Source organism: Bauldia sp. (assembly GCA_037200845.1).
GTDB lineage: Bacteria > Pseudomonadota > Alphaproteobacteria > Rhizobiales > Kaistiaceae > DASZQY01.
Window position 1 is genome coordinate 2,773,990 of sequence record JBBCGQ010000001.1, and the last position, 17,698, is coordinate 2,791,687.

General features: G+C 67.8%; 14 protein-coding genes and 1 pseudogene. 2 read left to right on the forward strand and 13 right to left on the reverse strand.

Annotated elements, in window-relative coordinates; translation table 11 throughout:
• Positions 1-5: 5 nt before the first annotated feature.
• On the forward strand, positions 6-1,298 hold the full coding sequence (locus WDM94_13825) for a glycosyltransferase family 39 protein (protein ID MEJ0013666.1): 1,293 nt from the start codon (positions 6-8) through the stop codon (positions 1,296-1,298).
• Here the strand turns inward: WDM94_13825 and serA are convergent.
• On the reverse strand, positions 1,295-2,881 hold the full coding sequence (serA, locus tag WDM94_13830) for a phosphoglycerate dehydrogenase (protein ID MEJ0013667.1): 1,587 nt from the start codon (positions 2,879-2,881) through the stop codon (positions 1,295-1,297). The two genes, WDM94_13825 and serA, sit on opposite strands and share 4 nt — an antisense overlap.
• A gap of 136 nt (positions 2,882-3,017) precedes the next feature.
• Positions 3,018-4,190 carry a phosphoserine transaminase gene (locus tag WDM94_13835; protein ID MEJ0013668.1) on the reverse strand — a complete coding sequence of 391 codons (1,173 nt, stop codon included), beginning with the start codon at positions 4,188-4,190 and terminating at the stop codon, positions 3,018-3,020.
• Positions 4,191-4,342: 152 nt separating this feature from the next.
• Between WDM94_13835 and WDM94_13840 the strand changes: the two genes are divergently transcribed.
• Positions 4,343-5,569 (forward strand): tetratricopeptide repeat protein, encoded by a 1,227-nt coding sequence (locus WDM94_13840; protein MEJ0013669.1) that lies wholly within the window; start codon positions 4,343-4,345, stop codon positions 5,567-5,569.
• 60 nt (positions 5,570-5,629) lie between these two features.
• Here WDM94_13840 and WDM94_13845 read toward each other — a convergent pair whose 3' ends face one another.
• The 11 genes and pseudogenes from WDM94_13845 to WDM94_13895 all read right to left on the reverse strand — a co-directional run bounded on the left by WDM94_13845 (position 5,630) and on the right by WDM94_13895 (position 17,670).
• Positions 5,630-6,427 carry an outer membrane protein gene (locus WDM94_13845; protein MEJ0013670.1) on the reverse strand — a complete coding sequence of 266 codons (798 nt, stop codon included), beginning with the start codon at positions 6,425-6,427 and terminating at the stop codon, positions 5,630-5,632.
• Between the two features lie 408 nt (positions 6,428-6,835).
• Positions 6,836-8,765: pseudogene (gene ftsH / locus WDM94_13850) on the reverse strand (ATP-dependent zinc metalloprotease FtsH).
• A gap of 164 nt (positions 8,766-8,929) precedes the next feature.
• Positions 8,930-10,183 (reverse strand): tRNA lysidine(34) synthetase TilS, encoded by a 1,254-nt coding sequence (tilS, locus tag WDM94_13855; protein ID MEJ0013671.1) that lies wholly within the window; start codon positions 10,181-10,183, stop codon positions 8,930-8,932.
• Complete coding sequence (gene ybgF, locus WDM94_13860) at positions 10,170-11,234, reverse strand: tol-pal system protein YbgF (GenBank protein ID MEJ0013672.1); 1,065 nt, start codon at positions 11,232-11,234, stop codon at positions 10,170-10,172. The genes tilS and ybgF overlap by 14 nt, the downstream gene beginning before the upstream one ends.
• Before the next feature lie 131 nt (positions 11,235-11,365).
• Positions 11,366-11,878 (reverse strand): peptidoglycan-associated lipoprotein Pal, encoded by a 513-nt coding sequence (gene pal, locus WDM94_13865; GenBank protein ID MEJ0013673.1) that lies wholly within the window; start codon positions 11,876-11,878, stop codon positions 11,366-11,368.
• Between the two features lie 189 nt (positions 11,879-12,067).
• Positions 12,068-13,393 carry a Tol-Pal system beta propeller repeat protein TolB gene (gene tolB / locus WDM94_13870; protein ID MEJ0013674.1) on the reverse strand — a complete coding sequence of 442 codons (1,326 nt, stop codon included), beginning with the start codon at positions 13,391-13,393 and terminating at the stop codon, positions 12,068-12,070.
• Positions 13,394-13,466: 73 nt separating this feature from the next.
• Positions 13,467-14,432, reverse strand: a complete 966-nt coding sequence (locus WDM94_13875) for a hypothetical protein (protein ID MEJ0013675.1) — start codon at positions 14,430-14,432, stop codon at positions 13,467-13,469.
• The gene (gene tolR / locus WDM94_13880) at positions 14,425-14,865 is read right to left on the reverse strand and encodes a protein TolR (protein ID MEJ0013676.1); all 441 of its coding nucleotides are present in this window, start codon (positions 14,863-14,865) and stop codon (positions 14,425-14,427) included. The genes WDM94_13875 and tolR overlap by 8 nt, the downstream gene beginning before the upstream one ends.
• Positions 14,866-14,868: 3 nt before the next feature.
• A complete protein-coding gene (gene tolQ / locus WDM94_13885) occupies positions 14,869-15,570 on the reverse strand; it encodes a protein TolQ (GenBank protein ID MEJ0013677.1) in 702 nt (233 codons plus the stop codon).
• 233 nt (positions 15,571-15,803) lie between these two features.
• A complete protein-coding gene (locus WDM94_13890; GenBank protein ID MEJ0013678.1) occupies positions 15,804-16,571 on the reverse strand; it encodes a hypothetical protein in 768 nt (255 codons plus the stop codon).
• 292 nt (positions 16,572-16,863) lie between these two features.
• Complete coding sequence (locus WDM94_13895) at positions 16,864-17,670, reverse strand: hypothetical protein (protein ID MEJ0013679.1); 807 nt, start codon at positions 17,668-17,670, stop codon at positions 16,864-16,866.
• Positions 17,671-17,698: the final 28 nt, after the last annotated feature.

Here is a 17,698-nt window from a genome sequence, read left to right on the forward strand (position 1 = left end):
CGCCGATGGTGGCCTGGTGGATTGCGGCCGGCACCGCCGTCTTCGGCACCGGACCGTTCGGCATCCGCGCGCTGACCGTCCTCAGCGCGATCCCGATCTTCGCCCTCATGTACGCCTGCGGGCGCGTCCTCTTCGATCGTCCCATCGCCGCCCGCGGCACCCTGTGGCTGAACGCGACACTCCTCGTCGGCGTGGGCGGCTTCATCGCGACGCCGGACGCGCCCTCGCTGGTATTCTGGACGGCGGCGTTGCTCGGCTTCCTGTTGGTCGTGCGCACCGGCGACGGACGCTGGTGGCTGCTCGTCGGCGCCGCCACCGGGCTTGGCATCGTTTCCAAGCTGACCGATCTCTTCCTCCTTCCGGGCCTGCTGCTGCCGCTGCTGATCCGCCGCGACCTCCGCCACTGGCTGATCAATCCGTGGACGTGGGCAGGCGTGGTCCTCGCCGCCGCCATCGTCGCGCCCCTGGTCGCCTGGAACGCCGGCCACGGCTGGGTGACCTTCGCCAGCCAGTTCAGCCGCGTCACGGCCGGCCACCTGGTGCCGCTGAAGCCGCCCGAATTCGTCGCCGGCCAATTCGCGCTGCTCAACCCGTTCGTCGCCGTGTTTGTCGGTCTGGCCGTCGTCGCCTGGGTGCGGCGGCTACCGGCCTACCCGACCGACGGCATCGGCCTGCTCGCGTGGACCGCGCTGCCGCTCGTCGCCTACATGGCGTTCCACTCGCTACATCAGGAAGTGCAGGCCAACTGGCCGACCCCGGTCTATTCGACGCTGGTGCTGATGGCCGCGGCCGCCGCCGGCAGCGCGCCGCCGCGCTGGGACGGCTGGCGCATTCTGGCCTTTCCCGTCGGCGCCATCCTGATCGTCATCGGCCTGGTGCTGTCCGGCAACCCGGGCGGCATCGTGCCGCTCGCCCTCGATCCCGCCAGCCCGAACCGCGGCTGGGAGGCGGTCGCCGCCGAGACCGACGCCTTCCGGCGTCAAAGCGATGCGAAATGGATCGGCGCCGGCGCCTATGGCGTCGTCTCCGAACTCTCCTACCGGCTCGCCGGCACCGTCCCAGTGATTCCTGTCGAGGGCCGCCTGCGGTTTGGCTACCGCCCCCTGCCCGATCCTGCGCTTGCCGCCGAGCCCGGCCTGATCGTCTCGGCCAATCCCGACGGCGTTGCCGGCTGCTATCCGGGCGCCGTCCGCGTCGGTACCATCCTGCGCAAGACAGGCGACAGCGTCATCGACACGTTCGGCGTGTTCACCGTTCCCAGCGCGCCGCCTGCCGTGTTTGTCGATGGCTGCCGCTAGAACGTGACGCGCTTCGCCTGGATGACGCCCTCGAGCTTCGCCACGTTGGCAAGCACCGCATCGCCGATCGCGCCGTCGACCTCGATCAGCGAGATCGCGTCCTGCCCCGCCGCCGAGCGGCCGAGATTGAACGACGCAATGTTCACCTTCTCATTGCCGAGCAGCGTGCCGAGCCGGCCGATGAAGCCCGGCCTATCCTTGTTGGTGACGTAGAGCATGTTGGCGCCGAAGCCGGCCTCCAGCCCGATATCCTTGATCTGGATGATGCGCGGCCGACCGTCGGAGAACACCGTGCCGGCGACCGAACGCTCCATGTTTTCCGTCCGCACCGTCAGGCGGATGTAGGTGCCGTAGGCGCCGCGCTGCGACTGCCGCACCTCGTCGACCTTCATGCCGCGCTCCTTCGCCACGATCGGCGCGTTGACCATGTTGATCTCCGACAGCATCGGCCGCAGCAGCCCGGCGAGCAGCGCCGCGGTCAGCGCCTTGGTGTTCATCTCGGCGACGTCGCCGGCGTACTCGATCGTGACGCCGGTGATGTGCGTCTCGGTGAGCTGCCCGGCGAACGAGCCGAGGTTCTCCGCCAAGCGCACGAACGGCTTCAGCCGCGGCGCCTCTTCCGCCGTGATCGACGGCATGTTGAGCGCGTTGGCGACCGCGCCGCTGATCAGGTAGTCCGACATCTGCTCGGCCACCTGCAGCGCGACGTTCTCCTGCGCCTCGGTCGTCGCCGCGCCGAGATGCGGCGTGCAGACGACATTGGGCAGCCCGAACAGAACCGAAGACTCCGCCGGCTCGGTGACGAACACATCGACACCGGCGCCGGCGACCTTGCCCGCCTTGATCGCGTCCGCCAGCGCATCTTCATCCACCAGCCCGCCGCGGGCGCAATTGATGATGCGCACGCCGTTCTTCATCTTCGCGATCGCCGCCGCGTCGATGATGTTCTTGGTCTTCTCGGTCAGCGGCGTGTGCAGCGTGATGAAATCGGAGCGGCGAAACAGTTCGTCGAGCTCAACCTTGTCGACACCAAGCTGCGACGCCCGCTCCTCTGACAGGAACGGATCGAACGCGATCACTTTCATCTTCAGGCCGACGCCGCGCGCCGCGACGATCGAGCCGATATTGCCGCAGCCGATGACGCCCAGCGTCTTGGCCGTGATCTCGACGCCCATGAAGCGGTTCTTTTCCCACTTGCCTGCCTGCGTCGAGGCGTTCGCCTCGGGCAGTTGCCGCGCCACCGCGAACATCATGGCGATGGCGTGCTCGGCCGTCGTGATCGAATTGCCGAACGGCGTGTTCATCACGATGATGCCGCGCGCGCTCGCCGCGGGCACATCGACGTTGTCGACGCCGATGCCGGCCCGCCCGATGACGCGCAGCTTGCCGGCCGCGCCGAGCAGCTTCTCGGTCACCTTGGTCGCCGAGCGGATGGCGAGGCCATCGTAGTTGCCGATGATCGCCAGCAGCTTCTCCTTGTCCTTGCCGAGATCGGGCTGGTAATCGACCTCGATGCCGTGGTCGGAGAAGATCTGCACGGCGGTCTTGGAAAGCTTGTCGGAGACGAGGACGCGCGGGGCCATGGTTTTTGCCTGCGTTGGAGTTTCTATCTGTCGGAGCGGCTTGCCTTGTTGTCGTCCCCGCGAAGGCGGGGACCCAGTATCCGCTGACGGAGCGGCGTGTACCGGATGCCCGCCTTCGCGGGCATGACAGACGGTGTTAGGCCGCGACCTTGAGGTTCGCCTTCTCGGCCGCATAGCCCCAGTCGAGCCACTCGGTGACGATCGCGAGATCGCTGGCCTCGATCGTCGCCCCGCCCCAGATGCGGAAGTGCGGCGGCGCATCGCGGTGGAAGTTGATGTCGTAGGCGACACCTTCCTTGTCGAGACGCGCGGAGATCGCCTTGAGGAACGCCTCCTGTCCGGCGACGTCGAGGCGGGCCACGTCCGGATCGACGATCTTGAGCGTGATCGACGTGTTGGAACGCGCCGCCGGATCCTCGGCGAAGAAGTCGATCCACGGCGTCTTCGCCGCCCAGTCGGCGAGCACCTTGAAGTTGGCGTCGGCGCGCGCCGCGAGGCCCTTGAGCCCGCCGACCTGCTTCGCCCAGTTGAGGGCATCGAGATAATCCTCGACGCACAGCATCGACGGCGTGTTGATCGTCTCGCCGACGAAGATGCCGTCGATCAGCTTGCCGCCCTTGGTCATGCGGAACAGCTTCGGCATCGGCCACGCCGGCACGTACGTCTCGAGCCGCTTCACGGCGCGCGGCGAAAGCACGAGCATGCCGTGCGCCGCCTCGCCGCCGAGCGCCTTCTGCCAGGAAAAGGTGACGACATCGAGCTTGTCGAAGGCGAGGTTCTGCGCGAACGCGGCCGAGGTCGCGTCGCAGATCGTCAGGCCCTCGCGGTCGGCCGCGATCCAGTCGCCGTTCGGCACGCGCACGCCCGACGTCGTGCCGTTCCAGGTGAAGACGACGTCGCGCTTGAAATCGACCTGCTTCAGGTCGGGCAGCTTGCCGTAGTCGGCCTTGATGGTGCGCACGTCCGGCAGCTTGAGCTGCTTGACCACGTCGGTGACCCAGCCGAGGCCGAACGACTCCCAGGCAAGCACATCGACGCCGCGGGCACCGAGTAGCGACCACAGCGCCATTTCCATCGCGCCGGTGTCGGAGGCCGGCACGATGCCGATGAGATAGTCGGCCGGCACCTGGAGCACTTCGCGCGTCAGGTCGATCGCGGCCTTGAGCTTCTGCTTGCCGATCTTGGCGCGGTGAGAACGGCCGAGCGCTGCACCCTTCAGCGCATCGAGCGACCAGCCAGGTCGCTTGGCGCAGGGTCCGGATGAAAAATTGGGATTGGTGGGCTTCTTGCCCGGAACGGCGGTCGTCATCTGTCTATCCTCTCAGATAGCTGGCCTCCCGTTGGGGGGAGGTGTCCCGCCGGCGGAGATACCAGAGCGCGCGAAAAACGCAAGCGTGCCACTCCGTCGCGCCGTCGCTTCTGCTAGCCTCGCGCCGCCGGATACGGGGGCAAGGATCGCGCGTGACGCCGGGCCAGAGCATCGAGAAAATCCGCGGCCTGCTGGGCGCCCGGCGCTACGCCGACGCGCTTGCGGAAGCCGAGGCCGCCGCGATGCGCGCCGACAGCGACCCGACGCTGCTGACGCTCCAGGCATTCGCGCTGCTCGAACTTGGCCGCAACGACGAGGCGATGGAAACGATCGACCGCGCCATCGCCGCAGGCGCACCGACGGCGGAGCAGATGTACCTGCGCTTCCGTGCGCTCTGGCAGGTCGACCGGACCGAGCCGGCGATCGCCGCGCTGGAGACGGCGACAAGACTCGCGCCCAGGGACGCGCACCTCCGCGTCATCCTCGGCCGGCACCGCCTCGCGCTGGGCGACTTCGCGCGCGGCTGGGCCGACTACGAGCAGCGCGCGCGGCCGACGATCCGCCGCGACGTGCGCCCATGGAGCGGCGAGAGCCTCGCCGGCAAGCATCTCCTCGTCGTCGCCGAACAGGGCCTCGGCGACACCGTCCAGTTCTGCCGCTACCTGCCGATCCTCGCCGCCATGGCCGCAAAGGTGACGGCGATGGTGCAGCCTCCCCTCGCCTCTCTCGTGGCCAGCGTCGATCCGTCCGTCGCCGTCACCAGCGACACGAAATCGCCGGCGCCGTTCGATCTCCGCGTCGACATGCTGAGCGTGCCGTTCTTCCTGCGCACCACGGCCGACACGATCCCCGCGAAGGTCCCCTACATCGGGCCGGCCGCCGACAAGGTCGCGCACTGGCGCGCCGTCATCGGCGAGCGCGGACCGAAAATCGGCATCGCCTGGCAGGGCAGCGCCGGCCGCTCGCGCGACGACGAGCGCTCGCTGCCGCTGGCCGCGCTGACCGCCCTCGCCTACCGCCCGGAGATTCGCCTGATCAGCCTGCAGGGAATGACCGGCCTCGACGAACTGGCCGGGGTGAGCGTCGAGCGGCTCGGGCCGAGAATCGAATCCAACCCCGACGGCATCGCCGAGATCGCCGCCGCGATGCAGTCGGTCGATCTGGTCGTCTGCTCCGACACGATGACGGCGCATCTCGCGGGCGCGCTCGGCGTCCCCGTCTGGGTCGGCCTCAAGGCCGACGCCAACTGGCGGTGGCTGCGCGGGCAGAGCGATACGCCGTGGTATCCGACCATGCGGCTCTTCCGTCAGGCGACGGCAGCCGACTGGCCGCCGGTGATCGCAGCGATGCTGGCGGCGCTGAAAGAACGCCTCGCCTGAAACGAAAAACGCCGCCTGCTGGGTGGCAGGCGGCGTTTCGGGACGAGGAGGCGCGGAGAGTTAGTACTTTACGACAGGCGGGTAGTACGACTGCTGCGGAGCATCGAAGGCCCAGCGGAAGCCGACCTTGATGTCGTGCGAGTAGAGGTGGTGGAACTCCATCGGGTTGTTGGGCACGTCGTTGTCGCCCTCGAACGTGACGAGGTCACCCGTGTGCGCGTTGCCGAGGTCGAGGTAGCGGTAGGCCGCCTCGATCGTCAGGCGATCGTTGACCTTGTAGGACAGGCCGGCGTGCAGCGCCCAGGCGAAGTTCCACTCGGAAGCGGTGGCGCCGTAGGCGACGCCGAGCAACGGCGTGTTGACGTCGGTGAAGCCGCTGATCGTGTTGTAGCTGACGCCGAGGCCGGCGCCGACGAACGGCGTGAAGCCTTTCCACGTGCCGATGTCCCAGTAGCCGTTGGCGAGGAACGTCCACTCCGACTTGATGGCGGTGTATTCGTCCGTCGCCGGATCCGGGTCCGTGTAGATGTCGAGGCCGTGAAACGTCGAGCCGCCGCGATATTCGCCGGTCAGGTCGAAGCGCAGGTGGTCGCTGTGCTGGAAGCCGATGCCGAGGCCGAAGAACGGCGCGGCGCTGAAATCCTTGCTGACGTTGGTGACGCTGTCGACGTCGTCGTAGAGGATGTTGAACAGGCTGCCGACGTGCTGGTTGCTGAACCCGATGTCGCCGCGCAGATACCAGCCGCCGTGAAACTGCACCGGCGGGGGAACCTCGGGGATATCGGCGGCGAACGCGTTCGCGGCAGGAACGATCGCGGAAGCTCCGAGGAGCAGCGCGTAAATCTTCGAACGGCCCATGACAAAGTCCTTTCCTTCGTGGCCCCCGCTTACGCGCGGAACTGAACCGGCCGCGGGTCGATGCTCGAGACTTTGAGGGAAAAAACTTAAAGCGCGCTTAACTACGTCGCTTAACCACGTCTCTTTACCTTAACGGAAAGTAAACGGCGGCAAGCACCCGGTATTCGCGGCTTGGAGGACGAGAGACACCCCTCCCCAAACCGCCTTCGGCGGTTTGGCCCTCCCACAAGGGGAGGGTTCATCCTGTTGCGCGACCCGGACTCCACTTGAGCCCTCCCCTTGTGGGAGGGCCAAAACCGCATCGCGGTTTTGGGGAGGGGTGTGCCTCAACAAGTGACGAAGCGCACTGCCACAAACGAAAACGGCAAGAAAAAATCCCGCCGTCTCAAATCGTAAAAATGGAAACAGCTACGCCGAAGGCTGCGGCTCCAGCCCGCCGGTATCAGGCTCGCCCGAGGGCCGGCGCGGCTTCTTGGTCAGCGGCACCGCCGACGACTTGGTCGAGGCCGCCTCCTCCTGCGTCTCGCGCACCGGCGGCTTGCCGGCCAGCAGGCCGCGGATCTCGTCGCCCGACAGCGTCTCGTATTCGAGCAGGCCCTGCGCCAGCTTCTCTAGGTCGGCAGCGTGCGCGGTCAGGATCTGGCGCGCCTCGATCAGCCCGGCATCGACGAAGCGGCGGATTTCTGAATCGATCTTCTGCGCCGTCTGCTCGGAGACGTTCTGCGTCCGCGAGACGGAATGGCCGAGGAAGACTTCCTCCTGGTTCTCGCCGTAGCCGACCGGCCCGAGCTCGTCGGACAGGCCCCAGCGGGTGACCATCATGCGCGCCAGGCGCGTCGCCTGCTCGATGTCCGAAGCCGCACCCGAGGTGACCTTCTCCTTGCCGAAGGTGATCTCCTCGGCAACGCGGCCGCCCATCATGATGGCGAGGCGCGAGGTCATCTGCTCAAGCGACATCGACAGCTTGTCGCGCTCGGGCAACTGCATGACCATGCCGAGCGCACGGCCGCGCGGGATGATCGTCGCCTTGTGCACCGGATCGGTCGCCGCAACGTTGAGCGCGACGATGGCGTGGCCGGCCTCGTGGTAGGCGGTCAGCCGCTTCTCGTCCTCGGTCATGACCAGCGTGCGGCGCTCCGCACCCATCATCACCTTGTCCTTGGCGTCCTCGAACTCGGCCATCGTCACCAGCCGCTTGCCGCGGCGGGCGGCGAGCAGCGCGGCCTCGTTGACGAGGTTCATCAGGTCGGCGCCGGAGAAGCCCGGCGTGCCGCGCGCGATGACCTTGAGGTCGACGTCCGGCGCCATCGGCACCTTTCGGACGTGCACCTTGAGGATGCGCTCGCGACCGACGACGTCGGGGTTCGGCACCACGACCTGCCGGTCGAAACGGCCGGGACGCAAGAGCGCCGGGTCGAGCACGTCGGGCCGGTTGGTGGCCGCGATCAGGATGATGCCTTCGTTGGTCTCGAAGCCGTCCATCTCGACCAGCAACTGGTTGAGCGTCTGCTCGCGCTCGTCGTTGCCGCCGCCGAGACCGGCGCCGCGATGGCGACCGACCGCGTCGATTTCGTCGATGAAGATGATGCAGGGCGCATTCTTCTTCGCCTGCTCGAACATATCGCGGACGCGCGAAGCGCCGACGCCGACGAACATCTCGACGAAGTCGGAGCCCGAGATCGTGAAGAACGGCACGTTGGCTTCACCGGCCCACCGCACGCGCGATGAGCGTCTTGCCCGTGCCCGGAGGGCCGACGAGCAGCACACCGCGCGGGATACGGCCGCCGAGGCGCTGGAACTTCTGCGGGTCGCGCAGGAACTCGACGATCTCCTGCAAGTCTTCCTTGGCTTCATCGACGCCGGCGACGTCCTCGAACGTCACGCGACCGTGCGCCTCGGTCAGAAGCTTGGCCTTGGACTTGCCGAAGCCGAGCGCCTTGCCGCCCGTCCCCTGCATCTGGCGCATGAAGAAGATCCACACCGCCAGGATGAGGAACATCGGGAACCACGACAGCAGCATGCCGACCAGCGAGGTGCCCGCTTCGGTCGGCGGCTTGGCCGCGATCGACACGCCGCGATCCTCGAGCTTCTTGACCAGGTCCGGATCGTCCGGCGCGAAGGTCTGGAAGGCCGAGCCGTCCGAGTAGGTACCGGTGATCTGCGGCCCGGCGATGGTGACATCGCGGACGCGGCCCTGATCGACATCGCTGATGAACCGCGAATAGGCGACATCGTGGCCGACGGTGCGGGTGCCCGTGTTCTGGAAAAGATTGAACAGGGCGATGAGCACCAGGCCGATGATCACCCACAGCGCAAAATTGCGGAAATTCGCGTTCATATTATCCCTCGGGAGGCGGCTGGAGGAGCCGCCAACACCAGATGTCAGGCTGAAGCTTCAGTTAAGATAGGTGCTCGGCGTTACGAAGCCAATAAAAACAGGTGTCCCACCGTATCACGACCGGAATGGGGCGAAACCGCCGCTTCCGCGCTAGGTGAACGAACTTATCGGGCGGCGGCGAAGTCCGGAAACAGCGGCGGCCGCCGGAGCCGCTCGGCGACGAGCGGGCGGATCGAAACCCAGGCAGGCAGCGCCTCCGCGCCCGGCGCCAGCGCCGCGACCACCTTGCCGCGGCGCCGCAGCGCCGGAAACGGTGCGGTTGCGGACAGCGGACCGACGCTGAGGCCCGACGGCGCCTCGCTTGTGACGGCGATGGCATAGCGCCCGTCCCAGACGACGGGGGCGCCCGGTTTTGCCGGCAATGTGGGCAGGCCATCGCGCCCGGCCTCCCGGCTGAAGGCGAAGCGGCCGGATTTCAACTCGACGACCGCACCGGCGAGCGTCCGCTTGAACCGGGCCGGCCCCGCCAGCATCGCGTCAACCAGCGCAGCCAGCCGCTCATGGCGCGGCGGGTAATCGTCGCCGCCGACCGCGAGCAACAGCCGCGTCACCGCCCGGAGCTGGACCTCGCGCGGCGCCGCGGCAAGGGCCGCAGGCTCCAGCCATGCGATCCCCCACGCATCGACGTCGCCAAGCAACGCCGACGCCGCCGCATCGATCGCGTCGGCGGCATCCGCCAGCCGTATCGCCGTGGCGGCCAGCGCCGTGGCGTCGATCCCCTCGCCGGCAAGCAGCCGGCGCATCCGCGCTCGGTCGAAGCGCGGATCGTCGTTCATCGGATCGACCACCGGCGTCAGCTTCGCCGCGGCCGTGGCCGCCGCGAGCCGCGAGCGCGGCACGCCGAGGAACGGCCGCACGATGGTCACGCCGCCAACCTCCAGCACCGGCCGCATCGCGGCTAAGCCGAAGACGCCGGAGCCGCGCCTGAGCCGCAGCAGGAAAGTCTCGGCAAGGTCGTCGCGATGATGGGCGACCGCGAGATGCGTCGCCCCGATATCGCGGCATGCGTCGAGCAGCAGGCGGTAGCGCGCGGCGCGGGCGGCGGCCTCGATATCGCCGGTCGGGCGCGCGCCGGCGCGCGTGAGGATGCGGGCATCGAGCCCCCTCGCCTTCGCGATTTTCGCGACGCCCTCCGCCTCGGCGCGCGAGCCTTTGCGCAGGCGATGATCGACCGTCAGCACGACGACGCGGCGCTTGCCGCGCCAGCGATCGACTGCATCGAGCAGCGCCAGCGAGTCCGCGCCGCCGGAAACGGCGAGCGCGATCAGCCCGGCGCCGGCAAGCGGCGCGAAAAGTGAATCGAGTTCCTCGTCGGCGAGCGGTGCGTCGTCGGCAGATGGCCGCCTAGCAGCTCGCACTGGCCTGTTCGGCCTTGACGCGCGAGCGCAGCCCGTTCGACATCGTCGGGTATTGCTTCAGCGCCAGCGCGTACATCTTGCAGGCCTCATCGCGATAATCGAGGCCGGCCATCGACAGGCCGAGCTTCAGCAGCGAGTCCGGCGCGCGCTTGCTCTTCGGATACTTGGTGTAGCCCGCCTTGAACTCCTCGGCGGCCGCGGCGTATTCGCCGTGCGCATAGAGGCTCTCGCCCAGCCAGTATTGGGCGTCGGGCGCCAGCTCGTCGCTCGGGTACGCCGTGAGGAACTGGCGGAACGCCGTCTCGGCGATGTCGTAGCGCCCGGCAGTGACCAGCTTGTACGCCTGGTCGTAGTCGGCCCGCGCATCGCCAGTTGGCGCGATCGACGCGACCTGCGTCGTGTCGCCGATGGCCGGCGGCAGCGCCGTCGCCGGCGCCCCGTTGGCATCGGCGCCACCGGCGAGCGACGACAGGTCGAGCGGCTGGGCGGCCGCAGGCGGCGCATCGATCACCGGCGGAGCGTCAAGCGTGAGCTGCCCGAGCGCCTTCGGCGGGGCGCCGAGCCCGGTGGTGTCGGCGGGCACCTTCGCCGCGGCGACGGCCTGCGCAGCCGGCGTCTGCAAGGCGGGAGCAGCGGCAACGGCGGCCGGCTTGGTCACCGCGGCCGCAGGCGCGGCGTTCGCCTGCGCATTGGATGGCGGCGCGACGGCCGGCGCGGATTTCGCCGCGCCGCCTTCGAGCTCGCTGAAGCGATACTCGTTGTCGTCCTGCATCTTCTTCAGTTGGTCCTGCAGCACCTGGAGCTGATGTGTCAGCACCTCGATCTGGCCATTGAGATCGCGCATCTGCTGCTCGACGCGATTGAGCCGCTCGGCATCGCCGCCGGCCTGCGCCAGTTGCACCGCGCCGTCGTCAGCGGCCGCCTGAGGCGCCGGGGCCGGCTTGCTCCACGGCCACCCGGCCGCCTGGCCGCTCGACGCGGCGGAGAGGAGAAACGCCGCAGCGGCCGCGGCCACCAGCGATTTCGGCAAGGCCGAAGAGATCAGAAACATGGGTTCACTTTCCCGCCCGGATGGGAGTTTCCTAGCATAGCGCAGCCCAGTTCGGCCAAATTTGGGCGCCGGAAACGAAAGCGGCGGCCCGAAGGCCGCCGCTCGCAACGCCCCGTAATTCAAGCTTAGCGTCAGGTGCCGGCGTTGTTGATGACGGTCACCGCGCGCCGGTTCTGCGACCAGCACGAGATGTCGTCACACACGGCCACCGGCCGCTCCTTGCCGTAGGAAATCGTGCGCATGCGGTTAGCCGCGACGCCGTGCGCGATCAGGTAGTCCTGCACGGTGGTGGCACGGCGCGCGCCTAGCGCGATGTTGTATTCGCGCGTGCCGCGCTCGTCGGCGTGGCCCTCGATGGTGAAGGTGTAGCGCGAATACTGGTTGAGCCACTGCGCCTGGCGGTCGAGCGTGGCGCGCGACTGGGCGGTGAGCTCCGGCGAATCGGTCTCGAAGAAGACGCGGTCGCCGACGTTGACGACGAAATCCTGCGTCGAACCCGGCGTCGCCGCCCCAGCGCCACCGGCGACGCCGAGACCCAGACCACCCGGCTCGCTCGGATTCTTGGCGCATGCCGCGAGCAGCAAGGCGACCGCGATCGTCGCGATCAAACCCGCGCTCCGCGAAACCTTCAGAAAATTCACCATCAAGGGTAACTCCTCATGCACCAAACCTGCTTGGGTTTGGTCTAGCCGCGGGTGGTTAAACAGCGGTTCAGGAAGGTGGTTAACGGACCTGGCTCAGTCACCGCCCAGTCTTCGCTCGCCTGAACAAATCAGCCGTGCGCGCCACCCTACCCCGAGGGCAAGCTAGCCTTCGCGATTCCATAGGGCAAGTCAGTTGAGGAGCGGCGACCACGCCGGGTCGGAGGCGAACGCCGGCGTCGGCACGCGGTACTCGCCGTAGCCGGTGAGATCGATGGTCCAGAGCTGCGGCCCGCCGTTCGCGCCAGGCGTGTTGCGGAAGAACATGATGACGCGGCCGTTGGGCGACCACGTCGGCCCCTCGTTGTGGAAGCCTTCCGTCAGGATGCGCTCGCCGGAGCCGTCCGGCTTGATGACACCGATGGCGAACTGCCCGTTCGCCCGCCGCGTGAAGGCGATCAGATCGCCGCGCGGCGACCACACCGGCGTGTCGTAGGAGCCGTTGCCGAAGGTGATGCGGTGCGGGTTCGAGCCGTCGGCGCCCATGACGTACAGCTGCGGCTGTCCGCCGCGGTCGGATTCGAACACGATCTGCTTCCCGTCCGGCGAGTAGCTGGGCGCTGTGTCGATGGCTGCGTCGTCGGTGAGCCGCGTGGTGCGCCGCGACCGAAGATCCAGCGTGAAGATGTTGGCGTTGGTGCCGGGCTGCAGGCTCATGATCACCTTCTGCCCGTCCGGCGAGAAGCGCGGCGCGAACGTCATGCCGGGGAAATCACCGACCGGCTCGCGCTGCTGCGTCTCGATGTTGAGGATATAGACCTTCGGCCCGGCGTCGCCGGCGTACGACATGTAGGTGATTTCCTGGCTCGACGGCGAGAAGCGCGGCGTCAGCTCGATGCTCTTGCCGTCGGTGAGGTAGCGCACGTTGGCGCCGTCCTGATCCATGATGGCGAGGCGCTTGACGCGATTGTCCTTCGGCCCGGTCTCGTCGACGAACACGACGCGGGAATCGAAGTAGCCCTTCTCGCCGGTCAGCCGTTCGTAGATCGCGTCGGCGATGATGTGCGCGACGCGCCGCCAGTTGTCCGGGCTTGTGAAGAACTGCTGCCCGGCCATCTGCTGCCCGGCGAACACGTCCCAGAGATGGAACTCGGCCCTGAGCCGCCCGTCCGGCTGCTTCTGCACGCCGCCGGTGACCAGCGCCTGCGCCGCCAGCACCTTCCAGTCGGCGAACCGCGGCGTGTCGTTCGGCCCGATGTTGGGCTGCGTGAAGGTCGCCGGATCGATCGGCTGGAACAGGCCGGAGCGTTTCAGGTCGGCGGTGATGATCGCCGCGACGTCGATGCCGAGTTTCGCATCCTGCCCGCCGCCCTGGAAATTCGGGATGGCGATCGGCAGCGGCTCGATGTTGCCGCGCGTGATGTCGATCTCGACAAGCGCGTGCGCCGGCACGGCCACGCCGGCGGCAAATGCCGCGGCCAATACGCGGAGCACGAAATGGAGCGCCGATTTCTTCATGGATTCCCACCGCATCTCAGCCGCCCCATCCAAGCCGCCCCAATTTAAGCCGCCCCAGTCCACCCGCCCCAGTTCAGCCACCCATGTCCTTCGGATCGAAGGTGACCTTCACCTGCCGCCACGCGTCGTACTTCGCCGCCGGAAGATCGAACGGCGCGCAGCGGCGCACGGCCCGGAGCGCGCTTTCGGGTGCGGTATTCGAATAGGCACCTTGCGGCGATTCTAGGACCGCCGGCGTGCCGGCGACCGTGCCGTCCTGGTTTAGGTCGAGCATCAGCACGACGCGCACCTCGGCCGGATCGGTCCAGCCGAGCGGCGGGCTCCAGCACTGCGCCAGGCGCGCGCGCAGCCCGTCGAGTTCGTTCGCCGTCATCCTGGAAACCGAAGCCGCGCCGGTCTGCGACCCGACCGTCGGCTTGGCGTCGGGCGGCGGCTCGGCCGAGGCGAGCTGCTGCAGCTTGTGCTTGTCGAGCAGCGCCGTGATCTGGTCGATGTCGGAGGTCGCGTCCGGCGGCGCCACCTTCGGCTTCTGCGGCTGGGTCGGGCGCGGGCGCGGCAGCGGCACGTCCTTCATCGGCGGCGGCGTGATGGAGGCCGTCGTCGGCGGCGGCGGCTCGGCATCGGGCGTCGGCTGGGGCGGAGGCGGCGTCGGTTCCGCCGGCACGGGCGGCGTCACGTCGGGCGGCGGCGGTGTCGGGTCGGGCGGCGTCGGCTGCGGCGGCGCTGGCGCCGGAGGCGGCGGCAAAGGCGGCGCCGGATCGGGCTCGGGCGCCGGATCGGGCTTCGGCAGCGGCGGCGGCTCGTCGGCAACCTTGGGCGCCGGTTCCGGCACCGGCACTTCCTGTACTAGCGCCGCGGTCTGCACGCCCTTGTTGATCTTGGTGTCGTCGGCCATCTCGATGAAGTCGACCGGGATCTGCTCGATGTCGCTGGTATCCAGCGGCTTGGCCGACGGCAGCGAGAAGACACCCCACGCGATCAGCGCGGCGTGTGCCACCGCCGAGACGACGATCCCCGCGGTGCGCGATCCGTCAGCCATCGGGCTTCAGCGCCACCAGGCCGATATGGGTGAAGCCGGCGCTGGAGATGACGCCCATCACCTGCATGATCTGGCCATAGCTGACGGCCTTGTCGCCGCGCACGTAGATGCGTTCGTCGAGGTTGCTCGCCGCGGCGGCGGTGAGCTTCGGCACGAGGTCCTCCATCGCCACGGCATCGTCCTTGATGAAGACGCGGCCCTGCGTATCGACGGTCACCGTGATCGGTTCCTTTTCGAGCGCCAGCGGCTTTGCCTGCGCCTGCGGCAGGTCGACCGGCACGCCGGCCGACAGAAGCGGCGCCGTCACCATGAAGACGATGAGCAGCACGAGCATCACATCGACGAACGGTGTCACGTTGATGTCGCTCATCGGCCGCCGGCGCTGCCGCTTGTGCTTGCGCCGCCCTACCGTCGCTCCGAGCGGCCCGGCCATCGCCTAGCTCACCCGCTCATCGACCTGGCGCGACAGGATCGCCGAGAACTCGTCGGCGAAGCCTTCCAGCCGCTGGCTGATCTTGCCGGAATCGTTGGACAGCTTGTTGTAGGCAATGACCGCCGGAATGGCGGCGAGCAGGCCGAGCGCGGTCGCGAGCAGCGCCTCGGCGATGCCCGGCGCCACGACGGCGAGCGCGGTGTTCTTGGAGGCCGCGATCGCCTGAAACGACGACATGATGCCCCACACCGTGCCGAACAGGCCGATGAACGGCGCCGCCGATCCGACCGTCGCCAGGAACAGCAAGCGCCGCTCCAGCCGCTCCGTCTCGCGGTCGATGGTAACGTCGAGCACCTTGTCGATGCGCGTCTGCAGGCCGACCGGAGAGCGCGCGCCCGCCTCGAAGCTGCGCTTCCACTCGCGCATCGCGGCGACGAAAACCGAGGCCATCGCGGTCGGCGTGCGGCCGGAGAGCGAGCGGTAGAGTTCCTCGAGCGACTGGCCCGACCAGAACACCTTCTCGAAGCGGTCCATCGACTTGCGGACGCGCCGGTAGAGGAAGGTCTTGTCGACGATGATCGCCCAGCTCCACACCGAGGCCAGCAGCAGCCCGATGATCACGCACTTCACGACGATGTGCGATTGATAGAAGAGCGCCAGCAGCGAAAAGTCGGCGCTCGGCGGCGCCAGAACGACATTCGTCACCGCGTCGTTCATCACAAGTCCCGCCCCTAGCTTCGGTGTCGCTCGCCCCGAAGGCGGCATACGGCGCAACAGGCGACCTGGCAAGTCTTTGGCTGGGCTACGCTTTTGCGCCGGCTTTGTTGCCGTTCAATTTGACCAAATGAGGGCGCAGGCACCCCGGCGACCCTCGGAAACGCCAAGGATTCGTAGGGCTTGCGGGGTTAACGATGGGTTAATTTACGGAGGAACCGCGGCTAGCCGAAGTTCAGCCCCAGCAGGATCGGCATCGGCAGCACGTCCATCGTCGCGCCGTTGCGGTCGTTGTCGAGTGTCGAGCCGGCACCGAAGTAGGCGCGGATGCCGAACGTGACCGCGGTCGCGGTGAGCGGCCGGTTGCCGCCGTGCTCCAGATGATCCCAGCGAACGTTGGCGAAGCCGGCGAACGGCGTCGCGGCGAACTGGTGCTCGACGGTGCCCGCGAGGATCAGCGCGTTGGTCCAGTCGTCGGTGTTGCTGAACGAGGTCCATTGCGCGTCAAACTGAAGCCGCGTCATCGGCGTCACGAAATAGCGCGCCGCACCGCGCGCGAAATAGCCGCCGAAGTGAAGCCAGGAGCCCGGCGAGTTCTGCGACGCGGTTATCGCCGCGGCCTGCGCGTAAAGGGTGAGATTGCCGAGATACGCCTGCCCCTCGACGCCGCCGAGAAACATGTTGCCGCGCTGGGGCGCCATCTCGAGCGACGCAAAGCCGCCGAACGCCCCGAACGCAAAAGTCTGCGGATCGCGCCAGAACGCGTGCGCAACCGTCGCGGCCTGCGCATAGGGGCTGGTCGTCCCGACCGTCGAGGCGCGTCCCTCGAACTCAAGATTGAAACGCTCGGAGAGCGAGATATTCACCTCACCCGCGCCGGCGAAGGAGGCGAGCATGCCCAAGTCTGTCCGATCGGGGAACTGCTGGCCGACGGCAACCTCGGCGGTGCCGGTGATCTTCTCGGCAGCCTCGCCGGCAACGGCAGAGGCCAATACCAAGCCACCTGCAGCGATGGCAGACAACAGGATGCGCATGGCTTCACCTGCAGCTTGATTCGCCAAAAGATAGCACCGGAGACCACCGACATGCGTGGCAGCAAGGGCAGAGCCGTAGCGTATCTGGCGGCTCACACCACGATGATCGGATTGCGAAAATCACGGAGGGCCGACCGTCGCAAATGTCCCGCATCGGCATAAGCGCGACTGTCACTTCGCGCGCGCCCGCACGTCATCGCCATCTGGCAACCGCCGGGTTCACCTCGGTCTCGGTCGAGCGACGATGCGGCTAGGTAATCGGCCGCAGCCACAGCGCGGGCATCGGCAACGTGTCCATGGTGGCGCCACTGCGGTCGTTCTCGAACGCGTTGCCGCCAAAATAGAAGCGCGCACCGAAAGTCACCTGCGCGGCCGAGAAGTTGAACGGATCGTGGCTCACCCGATCCCAGCGTCCGCTGACAAACGCGGAGAAAGGCGTCGCGGCAAAGCGGTGCTCGGCAGTCCCGACCAGCGACAGCACGTCGCCGTGACCGGTGGGCAGCGACAGCGACATCCACTGCGCGTCGAACTGCAGTCTGGTGTCAGGCGTGGCGAAGTAGCGCGCGGTGCCGCGGGCCAGCCAGCCGTTGAACGTCAGGAGGATATCGTTTTCCCGCCCCTTCGAGGTCAGGCCGGCGACCTGGCCGTATAACGTCAGGTTGCCGAAATAGCCCTGCCCCTCAACGCCGCCGGTGAACATGTCGCCGTGCTCGTAGCCGCCGAACTCCAGGTTCGTGTAGCCTCCGAACGCACCGAATGAGCCGGCCTCGCTGCGCGCATAGGCGTGCACGAAGGTTCCGGCTGCCGCATGGCCGAAGTAGTAGTACTGCCCGTATTGCGTATCGCCCCACGCCTCGAACTCGAGGTTGAACCGTTCGCTGATCGGGATGTTGACCGCCGCGTCACCGGCGAACCGCGGCATACCCCAGTTGCCGTTGCTGTCGCTCAGCGTCTGCCCGCCGGCGCCGACGTCGCCATAGCCGATGATCTTCGACGGCCCCGCCATCGCGGGGGTCACAGCGACAGCCAGCAAAAGTGCCGACACAGCAAACCGCATCACCGAATCTCCAAGCCAAATCCGTGGC

Coding starts and splice junctions, on each gene's coding strand:
- WDM94_13825 (MEJ0013666.1), top strand. CDS start 6: ATGGTGGCCTGGTGGATTGCGGCCGGCACCGCCGTCTTCGGCACCGGA.
- serA (MEJ0013667.1), bottom strand. CDS start 2,881: ATGGCCCCGCGCGTCCTCGTCTCCGACAAGCTTTCCAAGACCGCCGTG.
- WDM94_13835 (MEJ0013668.1), bottom strand. CDS start 4,190: ATGACGACCGCCGTTCCGGGCAAGAAGCCCACCAATCCCAATTTTTCA.
- WDM94_13845 (MEJ0013670.1), bottom strand. CDS start 6,427: ATGGGCCGTTCGAAGATTTACGCGCTGCTCCTCGGAGCTTCCGCGATC.
- ybgF (MEJ0013672.1), bottom strand. CDS start 11,234: ATGTTTCTGATCTCTTCGGCCTTGCCGAAATCGCTGGTGGCCGCGGCC.
- pal (MEJ0013673.1), bottom strand. CDS start 11,878: ATGGTGAATTTTCTGAAGGTTTCGCGGAGCGCGGGTTTGATCGCGACG.
- tolB (MEJ0013674.1), bottom strand. CDS start 13,393: ATGAAGAAATCGGCGCTCCATTTCGTGCTCCGCGTATTGGCCGCGGCA.
- WDM94_13875 (MEJ0013675.1), bottom strand. CDS start 14,432: ATGGCTGACGGATCGCGCACCGCGGGGATCGTCGTCTCGGCGGTGGCA.
- tolR (MEJ0013676.1), bottom strand. CDS start 14,865: ATGGCCGGGCCGCTCGGAGCGACGGTAGGGCGGCGCAAGCACAAGCGG.
- WDM94_13895 (MEJ0013679.1), bottom strand. CDS start 17,670: ATGCGGTTTGCTGTGTCGGCACTTTTGCTGGCTGTCGCTGTGACCCCC.